Origin of the sequence: Neobacillus sp. 114 (assembly GCF_030127045.1) — a bacterium.
GTDB lineage: Bacteria > Bacillota > Bacilli > Bacillales > Cytobacillaceae > Neobacillus > Neobacillus rhizophilus.
Map to the genome: position 1 here is coordinate 3,045,922 of NZ_CP126144.1, position 26,515 is coordinate 3,072,436.

General features: G+C 42.3%; 21 protein-coding genes. 1 reads left to right on the forward strand and 20 read right to left on the reverse strand.

Translation table 11 applies throughout. The features are described 5' to 3' along the window. Positions 1–14 precede the first annotated feature (14 nt). The 10 genes from QNN06_RS14945 to proB form a co-directional block, all read right to left on the reverse strand. Positions 15–866, reverse strand: a complete 852-nt coding sequence (locus QNN06_RS14945; protein WP_284037808.1) for a fumarylacetoacetate hydrolase family protein — start codon at positions 864–866, stop codon at positions 15–17. Positions 867–931: 65 nt separating this feature from the next. Then, positions 932–1,708 (reverse strand): alpha/beta fold hydrolase, encoded by a 777-nt coding sequence (locus tag QNN06_RS14950; protein WP_284037809.1) that lies wholly within the window; start codon positions 1,706–1,708, stop codon positions 932–934. Between the two features lie 109 nt (positions 1,709–1,817). Further along, the gene (locus QNN06_RS14955) at positions 1,818–2,069 is read right to left on the reverse strand and encodes a hypothetical protein (RefSeq protein WP_217034653.1); all 252 of its coding nucleotides are present in this window, start codon (positions 2,067–2,069) and stop codon (positions 1,818–1,820) included. Positions 2,070–2,306: 237 nt separating this feature from the next. Continuing rightward, positions 2,307–2,588: a DUF1292 domain-containing protein gene (locus QNN06_RS14960; RefSeq protein ID WP_213115604.1), complete on the reverse strand. Its 282-nt coding sequence runs from the start codon at positions 2,586–2,588 to the stop codon at positions 2,307–2,309. 69 nt (positions 2,589–2,657) lie between these two features. Further along, positions 2,658–4,031 carry a nucleoside recognition domain-containing protein gene (locus QNN06_RS14965; RefSeq protein WP_284037810.1) on the reverse strand — a complete coding sequence of 458 codons (1,374 nt, stop codon included), beginning with the start codon at positions 4,029–4,031 and terminating at the stop codon, positions 2,658–2,660. Beyond that, a complete protein-coding gene (locus QNN06_RS14970; RefSeq protein ID WP_213115602.1) occupies positions 4,032–4,724 on the reverse strand; it encodes a FeoB small GTPase domain-containing protein in 693 nt (230 codons plus the stop codon). It lies immediately after the preceding gene. Continuing rightward, positions 4,714–4,968 carry a FeoA family protein gene (locus QNN06_RS14975; RefSeq protein ID WP_213115601.1) on the reverse strand — a complete coding sequence of 85 codons (255 nt, stop codon included), beginning with the start codon at positions 4,966–4,968 and terminating at the stop codon, positions 4,714–4,716. Before QNN06_RS14975 ends, QNN06_RS14970 begins: the two co-directional genes overlap by 11 nt. Before the next feature lie 138 nt (positions 4,969–5,106). Beyond that, on the reverse strand, positions 5,107–7,374 hold the full coding sequence (locus tag QNN06_RS14980; protein WP_284037811.1) for an ATP-dependent DNA helicase: 2,268 nt from the start codon (positions 7,372–7,374) through the stop codon (positions 5,107–5,109). A 1,263-nt stretch (positions 7,375–8,637) separates the two neighbouring features. Beyond that, on the reverse strand, positions 8,638–9,879 hold the full coding sequence (locus QNN06_RS14985; protein WP_284037812.1) for a glutamate-5-semialdehyde dehydrogenase: 1,242 nt from the start codon (positions 9,877–9,879) through the stop codon (positions 8,638–8,640). Between the two features lie 5 nt (positions 9,880–9,884). After that, positions 9,885–10,997, reverse strand: a complete 1,113-nt coding sequence (proB, locus tag QNN06_RS14990) for a glutamate 5-kinase (RefSeq protein ID WP_284037813.1) — start codon at positions 10,995–10,997, stop codon at positions 9,885–9,887. Between the two features lie 448 nt (positions 10,998–11,445). On the opposite strand from proB, the gene QNN06_RS14995 reads away from it, so the two are divergent. Beyond that, positions 11,446–12,684, forward strand: a complete 1,239-nt coding sequence (locus tag QNN06_RS14995; RefSeq protein WP_284037814.1) for an MFS transporter — start codon at positions 11,446–11,448, stop codon at positions 12,682–12,684. A 37-nt stretch (positions 12,685–12,721) separates the two neighbouring features. On the opposite strand, the gene QNN06_RS15000 is transcribed toward QNN06_RS14995, so the two are convergent. The 10 genes from QNN06_RS15000 to QNN06_RS15045 form a co-directional block, all read right to left on the reverse strand. Beyond that, the gene (locus QNN06_RS15000; RefSeq protein WP_284037815.1) at positions 12,722–14,452 is read right to left on the reverse strand and encodes an AMP-binding protein; all 1,731 of its coding nucleotides are present in this window, start codon (positions 14,450–14,452) and stop codon (positions 12,722–12,724) included. Between the two features lie 43 nt (positions 14,453–14,495). Beyond that, positions 14,496–16,052 (reverse strand): acyl-CoA carboxylase subunit beta, encoded by a 1,557-nt coding sequence (locus tag QNN06_RS15005; protein WP_284037816.1) that lies wholly within the window; start codon positions 16,050–16,052, stop codon positions 14,496–14,498. Between the two features lie 128 nt (positions 16,053–16,180). Continuing rightward, a complete protein-coding gene (locus tag QNN06_RS15010; protein ID WP_284037817.1) occupies positions 16,181–17,755 on the reverse strand; it encodes an ABC transporter substrate-binding protein in 1,575 nt (524 codons plus the stop codon). A 66-nt stretch (positions 17,756–17,821) separates the two neighbouring features. Then, positions 17,822–19,309 (reverse strand): acyl-CoA carboxylase subunit beta, encoded by a 1,488-nt coding sequence (locus tag QNN06_RS15015; RefSeq protein ID WP_284037928.1) that lies wholly within the window; start codon positions 19,307–19,309, stop codon positions 17,822–17,824. A 120-nt stretch (positions 19,310–19,429) separates the two neighbouring features. Continuing rightward, entirely contained in the window at positions 19,430–21,043 is a 1,614-nt protein-coding gene (locus QNN06_RS15020) for an AMP-binding protein (protein ID WP_284037818.1), read from the reverse strand. A 60-nt stretch (positions 21,044–21,103) separates the two neighbouring features. Next, positions 21,104–22,072, reverse strand: coding sequence for an ABC transporter ATP-binding protein (locus QNN06_RS15025; protein WP_284037819.1), 969 nt, complete (start codon positions 22,070–22,072; stop codon positions 21,104–21,106). Then, positions 22,065–23,078, reverse strand: a complete 1,014-nt coding sequence (locus QNN06_RS15030; protein ID WP_284037820.1) for an ABC transporter ATP-binding protein — start codon at positions 23,076–23,078, stop codon at positions 22,065–22,067. Before QNN06_RS15030 ends, QNN06_RS15025 begins: the two co-directional genes overlap by 8 nt. 12 nt (positions 23,079–23,090) lie before the next feature. Further along, positions 23,091–23,930, reverse strand: a complete 840-nt coding sequence (locus QNN06_RS15035) for an ABC transporter permease (protein ID WP_284037821.1) — start codon at positions 23,928–23,930, stop codon at positions 23,091–23,093. A gap of 15 nt (positions 23,931–23,945) precedes the next feature. Then, positions 23,946–24,893, reverse strand: coding sequence for an ABC transporter permease (locus QNN06_RS15040; protein ID WP_284037822.1), 948 nt, complete (start codon positions 24,891–24,893; stop codon positions 23,946–23,948). Between the two features lie 24 nt (positions 24,894–24,917). Beyond that, positions 24,918–26,480: an ABC transporter substrate-binding protein gene (locus QNN06_RS15045; protein ID WP_284037823.1), complete on the reverse strand. Its 1,563-nt coding sequence runs from the start codon at positions 26,478–26,480 to the stop codon at positions 24,918–24,920. Between the last annotated feature and the right edge of the window lie 35 nt (positions 26,481–26,515).

Genomic DNA, 26,515 nt, shown 5'->3' on the forward strand with positions numbered 1-26,515 from the left:
GTAATATAAATGGATTAAGCTATGACGTTCCTTAATGTCCCAATATTCTCAATCGTGACTTCCATTTCATCACCAGGTTTCAACCATATCTGCTCATTCTCCGGCAAACCTAAAATGACTCCTTCAGGTGTTCCAGTGAAAATTAAATCTCCAGGTTTCAAGGTCATATGCTTGGATATGTAACTTACAATTTTCGCACAATTAAATATCATATGTTTTGTATTGGATGATTGGCGGACTTCACCGTTTACCTTACATTCAATGTTTAAATTGAATGGATCAATCTCTTCAGCTGGGACAACATACGGTCCTATCGGAGCAAATCCGTCTGGCGATTTCCCAATCAGCCACTGGCCGGTTAAAAATTGCAGGTCACGGACAGATAGATCATTTCCTGCTGTATAGCCGAAAACATAGGATAGAGCTTCCTCTTCTGATACATCCTTTGCCTCTTTCCCTATCACCATAACAAGCTCAGCTTCGAAATCAAATTTTTCCCCAACTTTAGGCAGTGGGATATTTTCACTGTGTGCTGCTAAAGCATTGTTAAATTTACTAAATAAAACAGGGTTCTCAGGTACATTTACCAGCTTTGCTTCCTCTACGTGACTTTGATAATTCAGGCCCACACATATAATTTTTTCCGGGTTCAGTAATGGCGGTAGAAATTCGATTTCTGCCTCACTTAAGTAGTTTTCTGAGCCCGTGTTATTAATGATTTCTTTTACAAGTGACAGTCCGTTTTCATTTTTCACTAATTCTTCGAGATTTAAATCAAGCCCAGCTTTATTCAGGTCAAGGATGCCCTTGTCTGTCTTCACACCAAGCCTGACTTCATTGTCTTTTTTAAAGGTTAGTAATTTCATACGTAACTCCTCTCTCCTGAAAAAATATATATCTAACTTTAAGTATTAACGAATTGTCGAAATTGTCAAGAAAATGTCGTGATAACTTTTATAAGCTCATTTGGAGTTTCGTACATACTCATATGTCCGGCGTTTTGTATTTCAGCGTGCTTGATGTTTGTTCTTGTAACCGAAAAAGTTTTTTCAACTGGGATTATTTGATCCTGTTCTCCCGCAATTAATAGGACAGGTACCTCGGTATTTTGTAATACATGATTGCGGTCTGGGCGATTTCTCATTGCTAAAAGTGTATCCATTGCCCCTTGTGGTGAAGTGGTGTAGCCAATTTGTTTTGCTTTTTCTACATAGCTTTCATTTAGATTTTTCGGTGAGAAAAGCTTCGGAACCAACCCATCAATAAAAGTACGAATGCCTTCGTCCTTTATTTTTGCAACGCCTGCCTCTCTTCCCTTTTTCGCTTCATCTGAATCCGGAAAGGCAGTAGAGTGTACAAGGGAGAATCCATTTAAATAGGAATTAAATTTTTCCGCAAAGGCAACGGTTATGTATCCGCCTAGGGAGTGGCCGAACATCGATACCTTCTCAATGTTTAACGTATCTAATAATTCTTTTATTTTTTCTGCGAGGTCGTCTATTGAAAATCCAGGCCTTAGTGGTGAAGATTGCCCATGCCCTGGCAAATCAGGAGCGATGACACGATTATGGTTGGCCAACTCAGGAATTACTTTTTCCCAATACTGAGAACTACCGCAGAAACCGTGCAGAAGTACAACAGGATTCCCAGCGCCTTCGTCTATGTATGCTAGTGTGGAATCATTTAATTGATGCTTTTTTATATTCATTATTTTCACCTGTCCTTTTTGTATTTTTATACCATTAAATATTCTGGATTGTCAGCTAATTTCCTACCCATGTAAAATAAAAAAGAGAGAGATTTTATCCCTCTCCATTCTAGCTAATATGTTCTTCAGTACCTTCACTTGGACTTAATAAAGCTCTTTTATTTTGAATTTTTGTCAGGTTTGATCTTTTAAGAAGATAGTTCATATGGTCAACGGGCATCGCCCCATAACCCTTTCCTTCCCCCAGTGTAAATTGAACGGTTACTCCATTATTTGAAATGACCGTTAATAAATCTGCGGAGTTAAAGAAACCTTGTGCACTTTGAGAAATTTGAAACTTGGCACCTTCTTCAATAGGCATTTCGTCTCTCCTTTGAATCTTAATCTCCCTAACATTATGCCAAGTATTTTTTTATTCATACATATATTTTCCAAAAACAGATACTGTCTTTGGATATGTATTTATTTGTACGGAACTATTAGTTTAATTCTTGATTCGGGGAGTTATAACCATTTCATAACGACTGAACAAAGCATAAAACCTTGCTAAGGTCGTTATAAACTAAGATAACTACCTAACAAGGCTTTTACTCAAAAATTACTCTTCATCTTCTTCCGCTTCCATCATTTCCTCAAAAGCGGCGACAACCTTATCAAATTCCTCGTCACTCTCAATGGCTGAAAAATCGCCATCTTCATCAACCTTTAAGAAAAAGATATCAATATCTTCTTCACCAGCCTCAAGGATATCCTCTACAAATCCAACAGCCACATAATCGGTTCCCTCAAGCGTCATGACTCCGAGAACTTCAACTTCCTGCCCCTCTTCATTTTCATCATCACTGATTGTAAAAATTTCGCCTACTTCAACTTTAGTCATCGTAAATTCCTCCCAATAGAAAAATCCATCCTTATTCATTATCTCATTAAGGATGGATTTTAAACAGCATTATATTAAGCCAAGCATTCTGACAGTTTGTGTAATAACGAATGGGACAAAAATAGCAATAACTGTTGGGATAAGAAACGATAAGAAAGTCCATTTTTTACTTTTCGTTTCCTTATATACATTTAACAGCGTTGTACCGCAAGGATAATGCAGTAAAGAGAATAACATCATATTTAAAGCCGTCAGCCAGGTCCAGCCGTGGTCCACTAAAATCTTTTTTAAAGCAACTAGACTATCAACCTCTGTTAAGGAACCGGTGGATAAATAGCCCATCAGTAAAATTGGAAAGACAATTTCATTGGCCGGCAGTCCGAGGATAAAGGCCATCATGATATAGCCATCAAGTCCAAGCAGCTTTCCAAATGGATCTAAAAACTGTACGGCATACATTAAGATGCTGGTGTCACCTATATAAATATTGGCAAAAACCCAGGTTAGGATTGCTGCTGGAGCGGCTACTTTCACTGCTCTTACCAAAACTGCCCAGGATTTTGTCACCGAGGAACGAATAACTGTATCAAAAATTTTCGGCTTGCGGTATGGTGGCAGCTCCAATGTGTAATGTGTTGGAACCCCCTTTAAAGCCGTTTTGGATAAAACCCAAGAGACAAAAAAAGTAACAATAACCCCAAACATAACAATTCCTATCAGGACCCCAGTTGTTACAAGGGATTTCACTCCTCCCGTATAACTGGCTGCCATAAACAAGGAGGACAGAACAATCAGCGTTCCCCAGCGCCCATTACAAGGAACAAAATTATTAGTCAGGATAGCGAGCATCCGCTCCCGGGGAGATTCTATGATTCTCGTAGAAATAACCGCTGCCGCGTTACAGCCGAATCCCATTGCCATTGTAAGTGACTGTTTTCCATGCGCCCCAACACTTTTAAATAACCGATCCATATTAAAGGCAACGCGCGGCAGGTAGCCGTAATTCTCCAGTAAAGCAAACGTTGGAAAGAAAATGGCCATCGGCGGCAGCATTACGCTGATTACCCAAGTTGTGCCTCGGTATAAGCCAAGTACCAGAACCCCATTCACCCATGCAGGGGCATGAATAAGTGTAAAAAAGCTAGTTATATATTTTTCAAGCGAGCCAAAAAACTCTGCCAGCATCGCAGAAGGTATGTTGGCCCCTGCTATCGTGATATAAAAAACCAGACCAAGCATGGCAATCATGATCGGAAACCCAAGGATCGGGGAGGTGAAAATGGCATCCAATTTTTCAGTCCTAAGGTCTCGATCGGATTTGGTATAAGAAACACCTTCCCGGCATAATTGATGGCTTCGATCATAAAGCCGCTGAACAATATCGTCCCTCATTTTTGCCGTCGACAGCTGCTGAGCCTCGCTATAAAGCTCTTGAATACCCATTTACCTCACCCCTTCTGGTACAAAACGTTTATTTAGTTCGTTCAATAGGGCCTCATCCCCATCAAGCAAACGTAATGACACCCAGCGCGACGAAATGCGGTCGCCAACCATCTCCCGGACTTTTGGTTCAATTTTTCGAATTTGTTCCTCGATTTCGTCCGAGTACTTCATTTGTGCCGGATGGCATTCAATTGCACCAGTAATAATGCGGTCAATTGTATCCAAAAGCAGCGGAAAACCGATTTTATTACGGGCAGAAATTTTTATCACTGGTACTCCCAAACGGTTCATCAGCAATTTTTCATTAATCTTGATGCCTTGTTTTTCCGCTTCATCAATCAAATTAATACAAATAACTACATTCTTGGTCATTTCCAATACCTGCAGGGCGAGATTCAAATTCCTCTCAAGTGAAGTGGCATCTAAGACTACCAGAGTAACATCCGGCTTTTCAAAGACGATGAAATTTCTGGCCACTTCTTCATCCTTGGAATTGGAAAAAAGCGAATACGTTCCCGGCAAGTCAACCAATTGAAACACTTTATCCTTAAACGGGACACTTCCCTGTGCCATTGAGACAGTTTTCCCAGCCCAGTTTCCTGTATGCTGTCTAAGACCAGTCAAGGCATTGAACAATGTGCTTTTACCAGTATTCGGATTACCGGCCAAAGCAATTCGGTATTCATTTCCCACTGGAAACCAACTCCCCTTCAATTTTCGCACTTTCCTCTTTGCGAAGGGCAATGGTCGTTTGACTGACTCGAAAAGCAATCGGGTCGCCTAACGGGCTTTTCCGAACAACCTCAACCAATGCACCCGCAACAAACCCTAAATCTAATAATCTTCTTCGCATGACACCATCTAGATTTATAGAAGTAATTTTTATAATATTCCCTTTTTCACCATTAACCAACTTTACAAGTTTTGGCTCATCCATCACTCTTGCACCGCCTTCAAAGTTTTTACCTCGTGCAACTTTTTGTTAATTATATGATAAAGATTCTAATTTTGTCATCAAATTTGCAAAAATTCCGCAATAAAAAAAGCACCTCTTCCATTACTGGCAAAAAGTGCTTTAAATAATCGTATACGTAAGCCATTCTTCCGGCATGAGAGCTTGATATTTCCGCTGAAGAAACCGGTCATCAACAAGGACGATGGTACCCTGGTCCGTTTCTGAGCGAATCAGCCTGCCGCCTGCCTGCAAGACCTTGTTCATCCCAGGGATAACATAGGCATAATCATAGCCATTTTTATTTTTTTTGAAAAAATGATCCTTGATGAGATTCCGTTCAAAACATAGCTGCGGCAGCCCAACACCTACAACGACCACCCCATTTAACCGGTCTCCTTTTAAATCAATGCCTTCGGAAAAAATACCGCCAAGGACTGCAAAGCCTACTAATGTTTGCTGTAAATCTGGTTTAAATTCAGCTAAGAATTCTTCTTTTTGTGCTTCCGTCATCCCCGTTGACTGCAGAAGTAATTTTGCTTCTTCATTGAGCTGTCCAAACTGTTCATAAACCGTCATCATGTATTGATAGGAAGGAAAGAAAATTAGATAATTCCCCTGTTGGTTTCGTGTTAATGAATGTATTAATGAAGCAATTTCACCCGCCGTTTGTTCCCGGTCGTTGTATCTTGTCGATAAAGGTTTAACATAAACCTCAGACTGTTCCTTGGAAAATGGGGATTTGACTGACAGCTTATAGTCCTCTGCTTCGCCACCAAGTATGTCCTGATAATAGGACATGGGTTCAAGTGTTGCCGAAAAGAATACTTTTGAGCGAAATCCTTTTCCCATTTGCTTAAGTAAGTTTGAAGGGTCGATGCAAAAAAGCTTGACCATTATGTCGTTTTTATTCTTCTCCCCATAGATGATATAATTTTCATCCAGTAGGTTTAGGATTTTCAGGAAAGATTGAACTTGAAAGTATGCATCTAATAACGTTGGGTTGCTTCCTGCTGCCAAAACCTTTTCCGCTTCTGATACGAATAATTCCAGTAGTTCTGAAAGAGGTTCTTCCAGCTTTTCCAACACAAATTCAGTCTTATTTTCTTTTTTCAAAGCAATAAACCAGGCATTTATTTTATGGGCTATTTCATAGACAGGTCTATTCAGTTCTTTGAATTCACGTTTTAGTTGCAGAAACATGTCCTTATTAATAGAAGCCGAAAACATTTCCCGGCCGCGGTCAACCAAATTATGGGCCTCGTCCACCAATATTGCCGTGGATTTCTTTTGCTCTTCATACAATCTTTTTAAAGACACTTGGGGATCAAAGATATAATTATAGTCGCAAATGATGGCATCTGCTGCATAGGCAAGGTCAATCGAAAACTCAAATGGACAAACCGTATGTTTGCGAGCATATGCTTCAATAACATTGCGGGTCATTTCGTTTTCATTCATTAAAATATCGAGAATGGCACCATTAATCCGGTCATAATAGCCATTGGCAAACTCGCAATATTCCTTCTGGCAGTTGGTTTCTTCTTTAAAACAAACTTTGTCCTTCGCGGTAATCGTGACATTTTTCATACATAGTCCACATGAGTGCATTTGTGCGAACGCCTCTTCTGCCGTCGTTCGGGTAATCGTTTTTGCCGTTAAATAGAATATCCGGTCAGTATGTCTTTCACTAATAGCCTTTATGGCTGGAAAAAGTGTTGAAATGGTTTTGCCGATTCCGGTGGGAGCCTTGGCAAATAGATTTTTCCTTTCTGCAATGGTTTTGTAAACAGCACCAGCTAATTTCCGCTGGCCATCCCGGTAAGATGGGAATGGGAACCGCAACTCTTTGCTGGTTTCATTCCTCTTTGAACTGTGTTTTGCCTGCCAACTTGCAAAGGGTGCATAGCTTTTTATAACGTCGAAGACAAATGTCTCTAGATCCTCTGCCGAGTACTTTTGTTTAATATGTTTCTTTTCTTCGGTATCAACCTGGACATATGTAAGCTGAACATCAATTTCCGTTAGCTGGTGATCCTTCGCATACATATAGGCATACATTTTAGCCTGTGCCCAGTGGACTGGATACCCATCATCTTCAAGTTCATTAATGGGATGGGAAAATGATTTAATTTCATCGATGGTTACCTGTTCGCCATAGAAAAGCAGCCCATCGCAGCGTCCATCAATAACATAATAAAGTCCTTCGAAAGGAATCTCGGCCCGAAGATAGACTTCCTTCTGGTCACCTTCCTTATAGGTCTTTTGTATTTTTTGATGGGCTCTCGTCCCCTCTAAAAGCGTTGATGTCGAACGAAACCGCGAATCAATGCTACCGCTGCGAAAGACATATTCAACGAGGGTTCTAACTGATATACGGATTTCTTCCACGGAATCACCGGCCTTTAAATAACAGAATGTACGTTTGTACTTCCAATTATAACAAAAGTGGTTTCATGTAAACATTGTTGGTTTGTAACATAGGATTAATAATTTGAAATATGGAAGAGTTGAGGGAATATAAACACTTGAGTGAAATAATAAATTGAAGGGTCTATTATCAAGAAAGGTTAGCATACTTCTTTTGGATAAAAATTTTATAAGTTCAGTTGCTTTAAAAAGTTATATACGAAACCTGTATTGATGCCCGAAACCAGGAATCTAATAAGGTTAGGGTCGCCAAAAACCTGTATTGGCAACCAAACTCAGTGATTCCCACAAGTTAGGGTCGCCAATAGCTTGTATTGGTGCCCGAAACCAAGAATCCAATCAAGTTAGGTCGCCAATAATTTGTATTGGCGACCGAAACCAGTGATTCTATCAAGTTAGGGTCGCCAATAGCTTATATTGGAGACCAAAATCAAGAATCTAATCAGGTTAGGGTCGCCAATAACCTGTATTGGCGACCGAAACCAGTGATTCTATCAAGTTAGGGTCGCCAATAACCAATATTGATGCCCGAAACCAGGAATCCAATCAAGTTAGGGTCACCAATAACCTGTATTGGCGCCCGAAACCAGGAATCTAATCAAGTTAGGGTCGCCAATAACCTGTATTGGCGACCGAAACCAGGAATCCAATCAAGTTAGGGTCACCAATAACCTGTATTGGCCCCCGAAACCAGGAATCCAATCAAGTTAGGGTCGCCAATAACCTGTATTGGCGACCGAAACCAGGAATCTAATCAAGTTAGGGTCGCCAATAACCTGTATTGGCGACCGAAACCAGGAATCTAATCAAGTTAGGGTCGCCAATAACCTGTATTGGCGACCGAAACCAGGAATCTAATCAAGTTAGGGTCGCCAATAACCTGTATTGGCGACCGAAACCAGGAATCTAATCAGGTTAGGGTCGCCAATACCCTGTATTGGCGACCGAAACCAGAAATCCAATCAAGTTAGGGTCGCCAATAACCTTTATTGATGCCCGAAACCAGGAATCCAATCAAGTTAGGGTCGCCAATAACCTGTATTGGCCCCCGAAACCAGTGATTCTATCAAGTTAGGGTCGCCAATAACCTGTATTGGCGACCCTAACCAGCGATTCTATCAAGTTTGAGTTTCCCAATAGTCAGTCATTAGTGCCCGAAACCAGGGTTTTTCCACAAGGTCTGAGAATTTGTCTAGTTCGGTTTCTTATTGTAAAAAATGCATTTTAGGATCGAATCTGCCCATTTCCGCGTACAATTGCTTTTGATGTTGTGATTGCTTTAAGCCCCATCGGGCCGCGGGCATGCAACTTTTGCGTGCTGATGCCGATTTCGGCGCCATAGCCAAATTGCTCACCATCAGTAAAACGAGTTGAAGCGTTATGATACAGCACAGCGGCATCAACAGCCCGGAAAAATAAACTAACGTTATCTTCATTTTCGCTAATGATCGCTTCCGAATGCTTCGTTCCATATTGATCAATATGGTTAATCGCTTCTCGCACATCACCGACTAGTTTTACAGCTGCAATTGGAGCTAAAAATTCAGTATACCAATCGTTTTCCTCAGCTGGCTTCACAAAAGCATTCGCTCCCGCTAATATCTCATCCCCTCGCAGCTCTACTCCTTGGCCATGAAGAGCGGATAGTAATTCAGAAGCATAAGGCCATTTCTCATGAATAAGAATCGTTTCTGCTGCGTTGCAAACGGATGGGCGGTGCAATTTTGCGTTTATGGCAATTTGGATGGCCATTTCCCGCTCAGCCGATTCATCAATAAATACATGGCAGTTGCCGACGCCTGTTTCCAACACAGGTACAGTTGCATTTTGAATGACAGATTGAATAAGGCCGGCCCCGCCGCGCGGGATGAGCACATCCAAATACTGATTCAGCCTAAACATTTGCGAGGCGGTTTCCCTGCTCGTATCCTCCAATAACTGTACGGCATCCGATGGAATCGCTGTTTCGGCCAAGGCAGCACGCATGACGTGAACAAGTGCCTTATTTGAATTCAGTGCGGATGAACTTCCTCTCAACAAGACAGCATTCCCTGACTTCAAACAAAGACTGGCCGCATCGACCGTTACATTTGGCCGTGCTTCATAAACCATCCCAATAACACCAAGCGGAACACGGACTGTTTCAATTTGCAAACCGTTTGGCCGGTCCCAAGATTCAATCACTTCCCCGACAGGGTCGTCAAGCCCGATCACCTGGAAGACACCATCAACGATTTGATCGATTCTCTCAGAAGTCAGGAGCAGGCGATCTAAAAGGGAATCAGATAGACCATTACTCTTGCCTACTAAAATATCCTTTTCATTTTCCTGAAGAATCCATTCCTTTTCCTCAGTAATGCGAGCAGCCATTTGCCCTAATGCATCATTTTTCTCACTAGTTGACAGCATCCCTAATCTTTTTGAGGCAGCCTTTAGCAGCTTTGCCTTTTCGATTAATTCGCTCATTCCATTCACTCCTCCCGTAAAATAACCCAATTATCTCGATGAATCACTTCTGCACGCTTATTGATGGAATAAATCTTCGATTGTTCGCTTGGCAGCCCTTTTACCTTTTGTAAATCCTGTGAGGAAAAATAAATTTGCCCTTTTCCGATGGTTTTCCCCTTTTTGTTCCGGACCTCAACCACATCCATAGCATTAAATTCACCAATGACGTTTGTAACTCCAACCGGAAGCAGGCTTTTCCCCTTTTGCACGATTGCTTGTTCTGCCCCGTCATCCACTTCAATGATTCCGCCAACTTGTGAATGATAGGCAATCCATTGTTTTCTCATTTGCATCTGTGTTTGGAATGGTCCGCCGAGATACGTTCCATCCCCTTTTCCAGCTAGAATGTCTAACAATTTTTCCCGCCCCGACCCAGTTCCGACAAACACACTAACACCAAGAGACAATGCTTTTTTTGCAGCCAGAAGCTTGGATTTCATCCCGCCAGTCCCCAAAGAAGAACCGCTGCCGCCTGCCGCTTCCAGCATTTTCTCCGATACCTCAGGGATGAAATGATATTTCTTGGCATCCTTGGAAACTTTCGGATTCCCGTCATATATTCCATTTACATCCGTTAAAATAATCAGGGCATTGGCATGAAGAAAACCACTTACCAGCGCGGAAAGCATATCATTATCACCAAATGTCAGCTCCTCAATAGATACCGAATCATTCTCATTAATAATTGGCAGCATGCCCCGGTGAAGCAGCTCGGTCATCGTGGAATAAAGGTTTTGAAACCGGACCTGGCTGTAAAAATCCTCTCTGGTTAATAACATCTGTGCCGGCACTATTTGAAATTGTTGAAAAAGCTGGATATACTGCTGCATTAACAGCCCCTGCCCAACGGCTGCTGCGGCCTGCTTGCCAGCCACTGTTTTTGGACGAGCAGGATAACCAAGCGAACCAAAACCGGCTGCTATTGCACCGGATGAAATAAGGATGACGTCATGCCCTTGTTTTTTTAACAGGGCCAGTGCTTCCACATGGTCGCTCATTTTTTCTTCAGAAATTGTCCCAGCCGGTGCCGTTAAAGAACTGCTCCCAATTTTCACTACCACTAATTGTTTCTTCATTTTCAAACCCTTCTTTTTGAAAAAATAAAAAAACGATTCTTCTGCCCTTATACAAAGGACGGAAAAATCGTTTCCGCGGTACCACCTTATTTGATGCCATGCACCCACTTGAAACCTTAACGCGGACTAGACGGCTTATGTTTGCATAAGCAGCATTCATTAGGGCAGGTTCAACCTCTTCCCGTGAGAAACCTTCCAGCCTTTAGGGTTTCACTCTCTTGCACGTTCCAAAAATTTACTAGTCCCTTGCTTTTAATATAATTTCTTTGATTATCATAGGAAAAATAGGAAAAGTCAATAGAATTTTTTGAAAATTTGAAGTAATATTAAAATGAAGTAAAAATTAAGAAAATTTATAATTTTTAATCTATAATAATACTTCTATTCTCGAAATAATGTTAAAATAAAAACTACAATACGTTGTTAAAAATGTAAAGGAGCGTACTAAATGGAGCATAAGAACCAAAATAATCTGTTTACATATGCCTTGATTGGAATGTTAACAACCGCTGTCGTACTGGCTTTCGCAAGACTTTCATATGGGGTGATACTGCCATTTATGCGGGATGGATTAAACTTATCATATAAAGAGGCAGGCTTTCTAGGAACAACTACCTCGTTTGGATATTTAAGCACACTCATCTTCGCTGGCATTCTTGCGTCTAAATGGGGCAGTAAAAGGACCGTTTTACTCGGTATTTCATTGGTTACAGCTGGACTCGCAGGACTTTCTTTAGGCAACTCATATTTGTTAGCCTTTTTGTTTATGCTTTTATTGGGGATTGGTACTTCCTTTACCTTTACACCGTTTATCACCTTGCTCGTTTCCTGGTTTCCACTGAAAAAAGGATTTGTCATTGGTTTAACAACTAGTGGAGCGGGAATTGGTATCCTTTTTGCCGGTATGATTGTTCCGTATCTTAGCAGTATTAATAGCGAAAATGGCTGGAGATGGGCATGGGGGATTTATGCGGCTATCGGCCTTTTGGTTGTCATATTAACGATGATTTTCATTAAAAACCCGCCTGCTGAGCCTGTATCTGAAAAGCAGCAGCAAAAGACACCGGCAAAGGAAATCTATAAAAATCCAAAGGTCATTAATATTGGCTTGCTTTACGGTGTAGTAGGGCTCACCTATATTGTTCAGGTAATTTTTATTATGAGTTATATGATAGATGCGGGAATAAGTGTAAAATTTGCGGGTCAGCTAATGGCTTTAAACGGGGTATTATCCATCTTTGGCGGGCCGTTTTGGGGATTTGTTTCTGATAGGTTCGGCCGGAGAAAATCGTTAATCCTCACTATGGGACTAACCATGTTCTCGATGCTCCTACCGGTATTATTTCCTTCGCAGCTTGGCTTCACATTGCACATCATTTTAATGAGCAGCACCTCTACCGGCCTTTTCACTTTGACACAGGCAGCGAGTATGGACCATGTTAAGCCTTCTGAAATGCCGATTGCTTTTAGCTATGTCACTTTCTATTTCGCTGTCGGCCAATTGGTTGGGCCTGCCATTGCAGGCTGGTTGATTGAAGATTTGGGCGGCTTTAGAACGGCGTTCATTTTCTCAACCATTTGCCTCGCTTTTGGGATCATATTAACGTTGAAGGTTAGAAATGCTGCACAGAATGAACAGGTGTTAACAACTTTAAATACAGATTTAAAAGAACATGTTAGTCCATAATAAAAAAGCATCGATTGATGCTTTTTTATTTGTAACCTTATACAGTCTCTTTTTCTAGTTCCATCATTAATTCTTGACGTATTTTATATTTTTCAATTTTGTTTGTCGGTGTTCTAGGTATATCCAGGGTGAAGCGGATATGCTTCGGCCACATATACTTTGGCATTTTATCCTTCACCCAGATCCTTAATTCCTCTTCATCGATTTCCGCACCATTTTTCTTCACCACATAAATAGCGACGTCATCTTCATCACCGACTTCAGCCGGTACAGGAAAAGCGGCACACAAATCAATATCAGGATGGCTGTTGATAATATCCTCCAATTGATAGGAAGAAATTTTTTCACCGCGGCAGCGGATCACACCGCCAAGGCGGTCGACGAAATAGTAAAATCCGTCTTCACCTAGATATGCGGCATCACCACTGTGGAACCAAAGATTTTGAAAAGCCTTTTTGGTCGACTCTGGCTTGTTGAAATATTCGGATAATACTAAATGTGGCAGACGTGGGCGGAAGGCAATTTGTCCTACCTGTCCGACAGGAACTTCTTCATCTTTTTCATTCAACACCATGACCTCAAAAAATCGGTTAGGTTTTCCCATGAAACCTTTATTTAATTCTTTTTTGCCGTCAATGACTGGAACTTGCTCTTTTTCGCAAATGGCAATAATCTCCTGCCTAGAAAGCCCTTTATAAAGGTGCTTTGGGGTCCCGTCCCCTTCTTTTGTTTCAAGGATAATACTCGACAGCGGCGCTCCGGCTTCCGTCTGTCCAAATCCGGCCGTGACGATATCAAATCCAAATCGTTTAGCTACCTCATTGTGATATTTTGGCAGCGGCTGCATGTGAACTTTATTTAGGGTATTGAACCTGTCATTTTCTGATGGTTTTGCGTTCATCAGCCAAGGTGTCATGACATCAAGCAAAATTGCCACACTAGCCCCTGCTTTTTCAATCCGTTTCCAGAATTGATTTGGACTGAATTTATCCCAAATCGCGACCGTACACCCTGCGTAACAGGCTCTGGCAATATTGGCAAAGGCACCGCCGACATGGTACAGCGGAAGATCGTTATAAACAACATCCTCTTGCGTCAAACAAGAGCGTAATCTTAATGTATAGCCATTCACCCATCGATGGGACTGAACGACTCCTTTAGCCGGTCCTGTTGTTCCGGATGTATAAATGATATTGGCGATGTCATAATAGTTTAACTCGATATTGAGATTATGTGTTTCAGCTTGCAGCATTCGGTCGAAGGATATTTCATTGAAAACTAGATTTAACGGGATATCCGCCATTTCCGCTATATAATCATGGTCTCCTTCTTGGGGATTGAAGACAACGGTTGACAATTGTTCAACTTCGGAAGCAATTTCGTTTAAAATTGGTACCATTGAACGCTCGGTAAAAAGTACTTTTGGCTGGGTATCGTTTAACTGATAACTGAGCAACCTTCCACGGTAGTTAAAATTAATGGGGCTGAAAACACCCCCGCATTTCCAAATTCCAAACATTACCATGGTAGTAACAAGAGGGTTTCTCAAAAAGACCGAGATCCGATCCCCCTTTTGGACTCCCCTGGCTTTTAAAGAATGGCCAATGCTATTGGCAATCTGATTAAATTTTTGATACGAAATTTTTTTATGTGATTCCCCGTAATAAATAAAGGTATTATCCCCTGCTGTTTCCGCCCAATATTCAAGACATTTGGGCACCACTTCCTCACGGGAAGATAATTCATTTAATAATTCTGTCTGATTCATCTCCTCAAACCTCCTCCATTATGCCAGCTTTTCTATTTATAAATTATGGTCTCATTCCGTGACTGGAAGGACCCAATTGCTGCGGAAGCAGCTCATAGGCATCACGGACCCATTCACAGAGTAATGGACGGGTGTCTCTCGGGTCGATGATTTCCTCCACGCCAAAGGCTTCCGCTGTACGAAGCGGAGATCGTACTGATTCCATTCGATCTAACAAATCTTTCAATAATGCTTCAGGATTATCGCTCGCTTCAAGCTCGCGTCGGTAGGCTACATGAACACCACCTTCAACAGGAAGTGATCCCCAGTCACCGGAAGGCCAGGCATATCTTAAGTTTAAACCGTGGCCATTTGACATCCCTGCCCCCCCGACACCAAATACTCTTCTGAGGATAATTTCCATCATCGGAACAGTAGCCTGATAGATAGCTGAAATAGCTCGGACCCCTTTACGAATCGTTCCTTTCTTCTCAGAAGGAAGGCCGATTATCATGCCTGGCTGGTCGACTAAGTTCACAATAGGTAAATGGAATGTTTGACAAAGGTCGACGAACCGTTCTATTTTTTCTGAGCTTTCGGCTGTCAATCCGCCTCCATTGACAAACTGATCGTTGGCCATTACTCCAACCGGATATCCATCAAGTCGCGCGAAACAAGTGAGAGTACCACCGCCATAGTACCGACCCATTTCAAAAATGGAATCCTTGTCAAAAATCATTGGCAGGATTTCACGGATTTTATAAGGAACTCGGCGATTTTTCGGAATCACGGAAATTAACCGCTCCTCCCGGCGTTCTGGGTCATCATTTGATGGCAGAACCGGCGGAAGCTGCCATACACTGGATGGCAAATAGGATAAGAACGTACGAATCTGTTCGAAGGCATCTTCCTCAGACTTTGCCATATTGTCAACAGCGCCGCTTGTTTTATGGACTTGTACACCGCCAAGTTCTTCTTTCGTTAAATCTTGTCCCATGCCAAATTTGACAACTGGCGGGCCGGCAACGAATAACTGTGAAGTTTCCTCCACCATGACGGAGAAATGTGAAGCGGCAACTCTTGCTGCTCCGAGTCCGGCAACTGAGCCTAAGCAGGCAGCAACAACTGGCACGCGCTCCATGTTGCCTACAACTAAATCCCAAGCAGGATTAACAGGAACATAGGTATGCCCCTCCATATCCAAGAACTTCACGCTTCCCCCGCCCCCTGTTCCGTCTACCAACCGAATAATAGGTAGCTGCAGATCATGTGCCAGACGTTCCGCATATACCTGTTTGCCGCGGATGGCGCCATCTGCAGCGCCCCCTCTAACGGTGAAGTCATCTGCACCAACAACCACCTTCCGGCCATTGATCCTTCCAGTGCCCACGAGAAAATTCGCTGGTGTAAAGTCTGTTAAATTGCCATTCTCATCATATTTGCCTTTTCCGGCAATCGCTCCGGTTTCATGGAATGAACCAGAATCAAGCAAACTATCAATTCTTTCTCGTACCGTCAGTTTCCCTTGCGCTTTATGTTTTGCGACACGCTCTTCGCCGCCCATCTGACGAGCTAGCTCTTCACGGCGCCGTAGTTCTTTAATTTCTGGCTCCCATGTCATCTTGTTCTTCTCCTCCTATGCAAAGATCCCAACCGAGAAGGGATTTTTTTTTATTTTGTTTAGCTAATAAGACATTCAACAACGCCTCTGTTTTAGTCTTTCGGACTTGCCAATCGGAGAGTTTTCATTTATTTCTCCAGCCATAAGAACGGGAATCTTGGCTTTCCGTACTGATGCGGTTCGTAACCTTTTACCTTGTCTGACATAGCCACAATCATCGGTTCAAAAAATAATGGAATCGCAGCAGCATCTTCCTGCATGATCTTTACTGTTGCTTCTGCAAGGAGTTTATTACGTTCTGTATTATCGGATTTGCCTGCAGCTTGCTGAATTAGAGATTCAAATTCAGGGTTATTATTTTTTCCAGGATTATAGTAGCTAGATTTTCCATAATACAAGTTTAATAATGATAAAGGGTCGGGTCTTGCTGCCGCCCTCGCGACCGTTGCAGGATACTGAGGCTGGCCAAAAGCGAGCTGTACAAGTTTTGTAACCTCAGTCGGTTTTAAATTGACATTTATTCCGACTTCTTTTAATTGAAGTGCAACAGCTTCACCAACTCTTACACTAAACGCATCCGGTTTAACCAGCATATCGAAGGAAAGATCTTTTACTCCAGAATCTTTCAATAGTTGTTTTGCTTTGGCAACATCATGTGGAATCACACTATTGGCCGTGTAAACTGGATGGTCCTTTGAAAAAGGACTATAGGCAGGTTCGCCTTTGCCAAATTGAATTGCTTTAACGAGTTGCTCCCGATCAATCGCATACTGAATCGCCAGTCGAACATCTTTATTGTCCAAAGGAGCCATTGATGTGTTGATAAATATATTTTGGTAATTTAAGGATGAACTTGCATCAATCGAAATATTAGGTGATTTTTCCAATGCAGGCAGGTTTGCTGCAGAGATTGGAGCAATGATTTGAACTTCACCAGATTTTAATGCGTTAATCATCGTGTTTTCTTGAAGTAAAACTTTAACATTTATCTTATCCAGGTATGGCTTACCCTCGTCCCAATACTCATTAAAGCGTTCAAATTGAATATCGCTGTTCGGTGTCCGTTTTGTCATTTTGAAAGGGCCTGTGCCAACTGGATGCAATGCGTATTCGTCTCCATATTTTTTGACTGCATCAATACTTACCATCATCCCGGATGGCCCCATTAAAACTTCAAGCAATCCCGTATAAGGTGTACTCAAGTGCAAACCAACAGTATGCTCATCAATGACCTCTACTGTTTCTATTATTTTTAAATCAGCCTTATTGGACTTATCTGAGTTGATTCGTTCAATATTGAATTTAACTGCTTCAGCATTAAAAGGTGTTCCGTCATGAAAGGTAACCCCTTTGCGAAGGTGAAGAATGAGCGTTTGATTATCTTTTTGTTCCCAGGATTCTGCAAGTGCCGGTAACGGCTCAAAATTTGGCCCGTAATTAATCAGCCTGTCATAGACGAAATATAATAGGGATTCATCACCGCCCGATGATGCGAGAATTGGGTCAAAGCTGCTAGCATCTGCATAATAGCCAACACTCAATTCTCCACCTTGTTTCGGGGTATTCTTCGTTTCTTTTGTATCAGATGTTTTTTTGCCTTCAGGTTGATTTCCAGTAGAAGTTGAAACTGAGCTACATCCACCTAAAATAATCATCAAAGCTGCAATTAAGTAAAAAAACGTAAATCGTTTTCCTATCCCCATCCCTAATCCCCCTTTTAACGCCATTTACTAACCTTCGAAACACAAAATTATTTTCTATCAGCTTTTCTAGTATAGTGAGGGCCAGGTTGCCAATAAACGCTCGCTTTTCGAGCCATTTTTTAAACATGCGTATTCTAGTGATTGACACAGAAATTTACGGGTATCACGTGGGTCAATCACATCGTCAATAAGATGTTTAGCTGCTGCTTTATACGGCGAACTGTCAAAAGTCCATTGGTTCAGCAGTTCTTTCCGTTCTTCCGAAGCATTCTTAGAATCTACCAATTGATTGCCATATACAACATTTATTCCAACTTCTGGCCCGGTGAAATTTATTTCAGCAGTAGGCCATGCTACTACAAAGTCTGCTCCAAGGCCCGGTCCGCACATATTAGAATAAGCCATCCCGATGCTTTTGCGGACAATAACAGATAGCTTGGGAACCGTTGAGTAAGCAAGTGCCTGATTCCATGCCATAATTTTTGACGGGATTCTCTGTTCTTCGCCTTTACTGCCAATTCGAAATCCTGGAATATCATGCAAAAATATTAACGGAAAATGAAACGAATCACATAAACTAATAAATTCGATTGCCTTGTCGCACTCATCTGGACCGGCTGCACCTCCAAACCTCATTGGCTGGTTAGCGATTATTCCGACAGCCCTTTTGTTGAGATGTGCAAATCCTGTAATCAAAGCCCTGCCGAATAAAGGTTTTATTTCAAAAAATTTCCCATCGTCCACGATTGTTTTGATTAATTTTGTCATGTCATAGGCCCTGTTTCGTTTGGTTGGTACGATTTCAAGTACCTCATCTACCATACGGTGTGGGTCATCATTCGTAGGCCTAAAAGGCGGTTCTTCGGTAGCATTCAACGGCATATAGGAAAAAAATTCTTTCATCTTGTCCATACACTCATCTTCGTTTTCAGCAACTTCGTCAATCTGCGCTGTTTTTTCAGAATGCAGTTTCCAGCCGCCCAAATCCTCTTTGGATATTTTTTCCCCAGTTGCTATTTCCAGCATTCTAGGGCCTCCAACCGCCATACATGTTCCTTTTACTTGGACAGCAAAATCTGAAGTCACTGCGTGCCATGTGGGGCCGCCAAAGCTATCACCCATGATTCCCACGATATGTGGCACCTGCCGGCCATGACGCAAACCTTCCCGTGAAGGGAGACTTGAGCTGATCCCGTCTGCCCCCATCCCATCTGGCATGCGTAGTCCTCCTCCCTCAGCTAGTTCAAAGATGGGGATTCCTCGCTTGACCGCGTATTCCTTTAACGACCGTGCTTTTCTGATATAAACTTGGCCTTCAGCACCAGCAAAGACCGTTTTATCCGCTGCCTGTACAAGCACGGGTCTTCCTTCAATTTTTGCAAGGCCGCATATATAGCCGTCAGCTGGACTTTTTACTTCAGCACCAGGCTGATCAGAGTGATTTAAGATCCCCAGTTCCATAAACGTGCCTGGATCAACGAATTTTTCAATTCGTTCTCTTGCGGTATATTTTCCAAGATTATGCTCGCGCTCTATTTTTTTAGGGCCACCCATCAATTTAGCTTTTGCTTTTCTTCTTGCCAAATCGGCAATTAGTTCTTCCACCAATGATAACCTCCTTGAGCCAAACCATTCCGATTGATCTCAAATTTCTTCTGAAGAAATTAAACTTTCTTATTTAATCTTTACTTTCGCTTTTTCTTCATCTGCCAGCACTCTACGCAGCAATTTTCCCGTCCCTGTCTTTGGCAGGGTTTCACGGAATTCAATATGACGGGGGTACTTATAAGCTGCCATTTTTTCTTTGCTCCATAATATGAGTTCTTCTGGAGTGATACTGTCTTGATAGTCTGGATGAAGAACAACGAATGCCTTAACGGTCTCACCGCGGATTGGGTCCGGTACACCGATTACAGCCGACTCAGAAACAGCCGAATGTTTGTTCAATAATAATTCGACATCTTCCGGAAACACACTATAACCCGAACATTTAATCATTTCTTTAACGCGCCCTAAAAAGTAGAGGTAGCCTTCATCGTCAAACTTTCCTATATCTCCGGTATACACCCAGCCATCACGCAGTGTTTTGGCGGTTGCTTCGGGTTTATTCAAATAGCCTTTAAATACCCCAGGGCTGTTGACCACAATTTCGCCCTGTTCACCGATGGGAACTTCTTGACGTGGTTCATCCAGGGAAAGGATTTTAATCTTCGTTCCCGGAATGGGTTTCCCAGTCGTCCCGAATTTAACAGCTTCTGGTGACATCAACGAATCTCCAGTATGTGTTTCGCTTAAGCCATAAGCGGATTCAAATAATCCGATGCCTGTCAGCGCCTTCCATTGATTCGATATTTCTTCGGTCAATTGGATCCCAAAGCTGGTACAGGAATTGACCCTAAGCGAACTGAAATCGACTTGAGCTGCTTGAGGATGATTTATTATGGCCACATTCATTGGTACAACAGTTTGTGCCACTGTTATTCGATGCCGTTCGATGACATCCATCACGGCTTCAGGTGTAAATCGATTAAGCAGAACGATTGTTCCACCTGTGTAAAAACTTACATTCATAAACAACATGCCAGCAATATGGCAAATTGGCATAATCGATAAGGCAACATCGTCGGCATGAAATCCCCTTGCTTCTGCAACACCTTGAGATTTGTAAAGTGCGTTCCGGTAAGTGAGCATCGCACCTTTAGGCAGACCAGTCGAACCGGATGTGTACACGATAAGGCATACATCTTCATCAATATCTAAATCGACATTCGGACAATCTGCACTCCCTGTACGAAGGATGTTGCTTAAATCAGTTGCATCAGGATAATATTTCTTTTCCTGCAGTTCCTCAGGGAATTCAGGAATCGGTTTCTCCGGGAGGAAGTCTATGTAGCTAGTTGTAATCACCAATTGGAGCGTGGTATTTGGCTTTGCCTTTACGACAATTGGATACAATTGATCCAGAGTCACAATTGCCTTTGCCTCAAGGTCATTGACTTCATATTCCAGCTCCCATTCCTTAAACATCGGGTTACATGGCCCTACAATCGCACCAATCTTTTGGATTCCAAAATGGCAAATGATATATTGTGGACAGTTTGGCAAAAATAGAGCTACCTTATCACCCTTGCGAATCCCTTGGGAATGCAAATAATGGGCAAAGCGATCCGATAAGTCATCAAGTTCCTCGTATGTCATGGTTCTTCCATAAAAGATGACGGCTGGTTTATTTGGGTTCACTTTTGCGTGGTTTCTTAGGTACTCGTGTAACGGCTTTCCACTATTCAAGGAACACACCCCTTTCGTATACAGAATAACTTTCTATCTTTTTAATTCTAAAACTATGAATTACCCGTGATAAAAACAAGCAACCCATCTGCCCTCGGAGACCTGTTCAAGCGGCGGCTCTTCACGCCTGCAGCGCTCATCCGCAAGCGGACACCGAGTAGAAAATCTGCAGCCTACCGGCGGATTCGCCGGATTTGGAAGATCGCCGCTTAACAGAATGCGTTCACGGTTCCTAACAGTTGGATCAGGCTCCGGCACCGCAGAAATCAATGCCTCTGTATAAGGATGAAGCGGCTGCTCGAAGAGTTGATCCGTTTCTGAAATTTCCATGACCTTTCCTAAATACATCACCACAATCCGATCACTGATATGCTTGACTGCCTGCAACCCATGGGCAATGAATATATAGGAGAGACCCATATCTTCTTGGATTTCTTTTAATAGATTTAAAATTTGAGCTTGAATCGACACATCTAATGCTGAAACTGGTTCATCACAAACAATCAAACTCGGATTAAGGGCCAATGCTCTGGCAATGCCAATTCGCTGCCGCTGCCCGCCGGAGAACTCTTCCGGATAACGGCTTCCATGTGCCGATGTCAACCCTACCTTTTCAAGCAGTTCATCCACACGTTTTTTTCTCTCGCTGCTGGTACCAATTTTATGAAGCACTAATGGCTCGGCAATAATGTTGGCCACATTCATTCTCGGGTTCAGCGAAGAATATGGGTCCTGGAAGACCATTTGAATTTTTTGCCCCAAATCACGCTTATTTCGTCCTTTGGATAAAAGCGAATTTCCCTCAAATACGACTTCACCTGAAGTCGGCTCCAAGAGTCCGACAACCATCCTGCCAAGTGTCGATTTTCCGCAGCCTGATTCTCCAACCAGACCAACTGTCTCACCACGGTGGACATCAAGACTTATTCCATCCACGGCCTTTAACCATTTTCCTTTTTTGCTAAATAAACCGCTTCCAATTGGATAGTGTTTTTTGACGTCTTTAATCGATATCAATGGTTCAGGCATGTACTGTCACCTCTTCCGTTTGCAAATCTACAATATGCCAGCATGCTGCTCTCCGGTCTTTCCCTGTCTCCACCAGGTTTGGAGCCTCAGTGAGACATTTTTCCGTGGCATAACTGCACCGCCCGGAAAAATTACAGCCCTTCGGCAGCTCAAGCGGATTCGGTACAGCGCCTGGAATTGTGTGAAGAAGCTTTTCCGATGCCCCCCTGAGTTTTGGGACGCTTGCCAGCAGCCCCTTTGTATACGGATGCTGGGGATTTTTGAACAGTGAATAGACATCTCCCTCTTCGACAATTTCCCCGCAATACATGACGAGGACGCGATCAGCCATTTCAGCCACAACACCTAAATCATGCGTAATAATCAGGATGGAAATTCCCGTATCTTTTTGCAAATCTCTCATCACATTTAGGATCTGCGCCTGGATTGTTACATCAAGTGCTGTTGTTGGTTCATCGGCAATCAGCAATGATGGATTACAGGCTAAAGCCATTGCAATCATAATCCGCTGCCGCATTCCCCCGGACAGTTGATGGGGATAATCATTAAGGCGATTTTCTGGATCAGGAATACCGACCTTTGCCAGTAAATTGACGACAATTTCCTTTGCTTTTTGATAGCTGATACCCTGATGAAGCTGAATCGGCTCGGCAATTTGTTTACCAATCGGATGCAATGGATTTAACGATGACATCGGGTCCTGAAAGATCATCGAAATCTCATTTCCCCTAATCTTTTTCATTTGCCTTTTTTTCATTTTTAGCAAATTTTCACCTTTAAATGAAATCACACTTTCCTTCTCATATTTAATTGATGGTGAATTCAAACCCATAATGGACAATGCTGTTACGCTTTTGCCGCTTCCTGATTCTCCAACCAAAGCAACAATTTCGCCCGCCCCGATTGAAAAAGAAATATTATTGACTGGTTTTATGACTCCCCGGGATGTGGGGATATATGAACATAGATTTTTTACCTCTAAAACAGGTTCATTCGGACCTCTCAATTCAATACCCCCCTAAGATCTCTTCATTTTTGGATCAATAGCCACTCGTAATCCGTCTCCAAAAAAGTTGCCTGCCAATACGGAAATCAGGATGGCTAGACCTGGGAAAAGCATCATGTATGGATTCACAAATATCATGCTGTATGCCTGATGCAGCATTCCGCCCCAGCTGACTTGAGGCGACTGCGCCCCCATGCCGAGAAAGCTTAATGAGGCTTCCACTAAAATGGCAAGACTGAAGCTAAAGGACGCCTGAACAATGATTGGAGATAATATATTTGGAAGGATATGTTTCATCATAATCCACAAAGGACCTGCACCTGATATTTTGGCCGCTTCCACATAGGGTTCCCTTCTGACTTGAAGGGTCTGCCCTCTTGCTAGGCGGGCAAATTGCGGCGTAAAGATAATGCCGATTGCAATCATCGCATTCCATAAACTAACACCTAATGCGCCGGTAATTCCCAGGGCAAGAAGAATAGCGGGAAACGATAATATGGCATCGACAATTCTCATGAAAATATCATCGACAATTCCGCCTAGATATCCCGAGATAATGCCAAGCGGAACTCCAACAAAAAGAGGAATTAAAATCGCCACAACGCCAGCTTGAATCGCTGCCTGCGCCCCCATCAGTACACGTGAAAACACATCACGGCCCAATTCATCCGTTCCAAACCAATACGTTCCGTCAGGTGGCAGCATGACTTTGGTTAAATCTTGCTTATTTGGATCAAAAGGAACAATCCAAGATGCAAATAGTGATAAGAATACTAAAACCAGCAAAAAAATCATACTTACGAATGCCAGCTTTTCGTTGAATAATCGTTGAAACATCAAACGGAATTGCATCAAGCCGCCTCCTTCTTATTTAAATTCAATCCTCGGATCCAAAACACTATATAATACATCGGTCACGAAATTGATAATCAATACCAAAATAACCATGACTAACACAACGCCCTGCAGCATCGGAAAGTCCCTCTGTAAAATGGAATTTACAGCGAGCTGTCCCATTCCCGGGATGGCGAATACTGTTTCGATGACGACGGTTGCCCCTAACATGTTCCCAAACAACAGTCCAGTTGTCGTGATAACTGGGAGCAGGGAATTCCGCAGTGCATGCTTCCAAATCACCGGCCAAAGCAATAAGCCTTTTGAATAGGCTGTGCGGATATAGTCCGATTCCAACACTTCAAGAAGCGATGATCGTAATTGCCTAGTGATTTGGGCTGCACCAAAAGCCCCTAAACAGATTGCTGGCAGGATGATGCTCTGGAAAAAGCCGCCTAGATTATCGGAAATACTTGTAAATCCTGTTGCTGGAAGCCAGCCAAGGTTTACACTAAATACAACGATAAGGAGCATTGCCAACCAAAAGTTAGGGATGGCCGTGCCGATTGTTCCCATAAATCTTGAAATATAATCCATCCAGCTATTCGGTTTAATGACCGATCCAATCGCAAAAATCATTCCAAATATAAACGAAAAGACGATGGAAGCGACGACAAGCTGAAAGGTAATACCAAGTCTTGAATAGACAGCATCACTCACAATCTCACCTGTAAAGAGAGAACGTCCCAAATCACCTTGAACCGCATTGGTAAGCCAATTCCAATACTGAATCAGTACGGGCTGATCCAGCCCAAGCTGACTTCTTAACAATGCTAATTTCTCTTCCGTCGCATTGTCTCCTAGAAGCGCCAGAGCAGGATCTCCCGGAATGATCAAGATGAGGGAAAAGACGATCAAAGTCGTTACAATTAGCATCGGGATAACATACATTAAACGCCGCAGTAAAAACTTAAAGAACATGGATCTCTTCCCCTCTCTACAATTCTATTGATCTAACCATAAGGTTGAGAATTTCGGTTTTCCAAGCAATGTCCCTTCAAAGCCTTTCACTTTCGTTGTCATGGCAGCGGTTGAAGGCTGGAACAAAATTGGCACTTGCATGGCTTCGTCTAATATAGAGATCTTGTTAATTTCTGCATACAATTTTGCCCGTTCCTTTTGATCGTAAGAAGCAGCGGCTTTTGAAATTAGTTCTTCCTTTTCCGATGTTGATTCACCGCCAGCATTATAGAAACCCTTTTGGCTTAGGAATAAATTGACGGTTTGCTGCGGGTCTGGCCGGCCAGTCCAAGACGTTAAGTTAGCAGCAATTTGCTTTTCGTTGAAATACAGCGCTACACCTTTTGTTAATTCCATTGGCTGGATATTAATATTAAATCCTGCTTCCTTTACCTGACCTTTTATTGCTTCTGCCAACCTTGTATAGAATGTGCTCGTAGGTACAAACATATCAAAGGTTACGCTGTCAACACCGGCTTGTTTTAATAGTTCCTTTGCTTTTTTCGGATCATATGAAATTTTTACATCTGGAGATGCTGCCCAATAGTCTTTTGGAAAGGTTTGATAGGCCGCTTCTCCTTCACCGAATGTTAACGCTTTAACCAATGCTTCCCGGTCAATGGCATATTCCAATGCCTGTCTGACTTCCTTTTTGTCAAATGGAGCCATTTTCGTATTGATGTACATATTATAGAAAGCAACCTTCATTTTCGTATCTAAAACGATATTCTTATCACTCTTTAATACCTGGCTGTTATCAGGCGAAACATTCCAATAGAATTGAATCTGGCCTGATTTAAGAGCATTTAAACGCGTATTTTCATCTGGCATAATCTTGGCTGTAATTTTATCCAAATATGGAAGCCCTTTTTGCCAATAATCTTTATTTGCTTCAAAGTCAATTTCCCCATTGCGGACCCATTTGACCATTTTATACGGGCCCGTACCTACCGGATTTTGGGCATAATCTGCACCGAATTTTTGAACAGCGGCAGGTGATACCATCATCCCCGAACGATCGGATAAGGCAAGAATGATAGAAGAATCTGGCTGTTTAAGATGTAATTTAACGGTATACTCATCTACTGCCTCTACAGATTCCACATTGGATAGATCGGAAACCTTTGAATCTTTGGAATTGATTCGTTCAATATTAAACTTCACTGCTTCTGCATTAAATTTGGTGCCGTCGTGGAATAAGACATTTTCTTGGAGGTGCAGGACAATCGTTTTATCGTCCGGTGTATCCCAGGATTTTGCAAGTCCTGGCTCAGCCTCTAAATTTGCGTTGTAGTTTACCAGTGTGTCATAAACAGGATAAAGAAGTGCGTGGTCATTACCGGAATTACCTAAAATCGGGTCATAGTTACTTATATCAGAATCATAAGCAACAACAATACTTCCACCCTTTTTCGGTTCGGCTTTCGTTGTCTCCCCCGACGTTTTTCCTGAAGTTTGATTAGTCGTTGAATTCTTTTGTGAGCATCCAGCGACAAGCAGAAGAATTGCTAAAAATAGGGCAACAAATAGTTTACTAGATTTCATCATATGAAACCTCCTTAATAAGTGGGGTTTGACGGGCA

Excerpts from the sequence above, each read along its gene's own strand:
- QNN06_RS14975 (WP_213115601.1), bottom strand. The coding sequence starts at position 4,968 with ATGGATGAGCCAAAACTTGTAAAGTTGGTTAATGGTGAAAAAGGGAAT.
- QNN06_RS15045 (WP_284037823.1), bottom strand. The coding sequence starts at position 26,480 with ATGATGAAATCTAGTAAACTATTTGTTGCCCTATTTTTAGCAATTCTT.
- QNN06_RS14965 (WP_284037810.1), bottom strand. The coding sequence starts at position 4,031 with ATGGGTATTCAAGAGCTTTATAGCGAGGCTCAGCAGCTGTCGACGGCA.
- QNN06_RS14985 (WP_284037812.1), bottom strand. The coding sequence starts at position 9,879 with ATGAGCGAATTAATCGAAAAGGCAAAGCTGCTAAAGGCTGCCTCAAAA.
- QNN06_RS15015 (WP_284037928.1), bottom strand. The coding sequence starts at position 19,309 with ATGGGTGGCCCTAAAAAAATAGAGCGCGAGCATAATCTTGGAAAATAT.
- QNN06_RS14945 (WP_284037808.1), bottom strand. The coding sequence starts at position 866 with ATGAAATTACTAACCTTTAAAAAAGACAATGAAGTCAGGCTTGGTGTG.
- QNN06_RS15005 (WP_284037816.1), bottom strand. The coding sequence starts at position 16,052 with ATGACATGGGAGCCAGAAATTAAAGAACTACGGCGCCGTGAAGAGCTA.
- QNN06_RS15035 (WP_284037821.1), bottom strand. The coding sequence starts at position 23,930 with ATGCAATTCCGTTTGATGTTTCAACGATTATTCAACGAAAAGCTGGCA.
- QNN06_RS14955 (WP_217034653.1), bottom strand. The coding sequence starts at position 2,069 with ATGCCTATTGAAGAAGGTGCCAAGTTTCAAATTTCTCAAAGTGCACAA.
- QNN06_RS15040 (WP_284037822.1), bottom strand. The coding sequence starts at position 24,893 with ATGTTCTTTAAGTTTTTACTGCGGCGTTTAATGTATGTTATCCCGATG.
- QNN06_RS14950 (WP_284037809.1), bottom strand. The coding sequence starts at position 1,708 with ATGAATATAAAAAAGCATCAATTAAATGATTCCACACTAGCATACATA.
- QNN06_RS15010 (WP_284037817.1), bottom strand. The coding sequence starts at position 17,755 with ATGGGGATAGGAAAACGATTTACGTTTTTTTACTTAATTGCAGCTTTG.
- QNN06_RS15000 (WP_284037815.1), bottom strand. The coding sequence starts at position 14,452 with ATGAATCAGACAGAATTATTAAATGAATTATCTTCCCGTGAGGAAGTG.
- QNN06_RS15025 (WP_284037819.1), bottom strand. The coding sequence starts at position 22,072 with ATGCCTGAACCATTGATATCGATTAAAGACGTCAAAAAACACTATCCA.
- QNN06_RS14960 (WP_213115604.1), bottom strand. The coding sequence starts at position 2,588 with ATGACTAAAGTTGAAGTAGGCGAAATTTTTACAATCAGTGATGATGAA.
- proB (WP_284037813.1), bottom strand. The coding sequence starts at position 10,997 with ATGAAGAAACAATTAGTGGTAGTGAAAATTGGGAGCAGTTCTTTAACG.
- QNN06_RS14995 (WP_284037814.1), top strand. The coding sequence starts at position 11,446 with ATGGAGCATAAGAACCAAAATAATCTGTTTACATATGCCTTGATTGGA.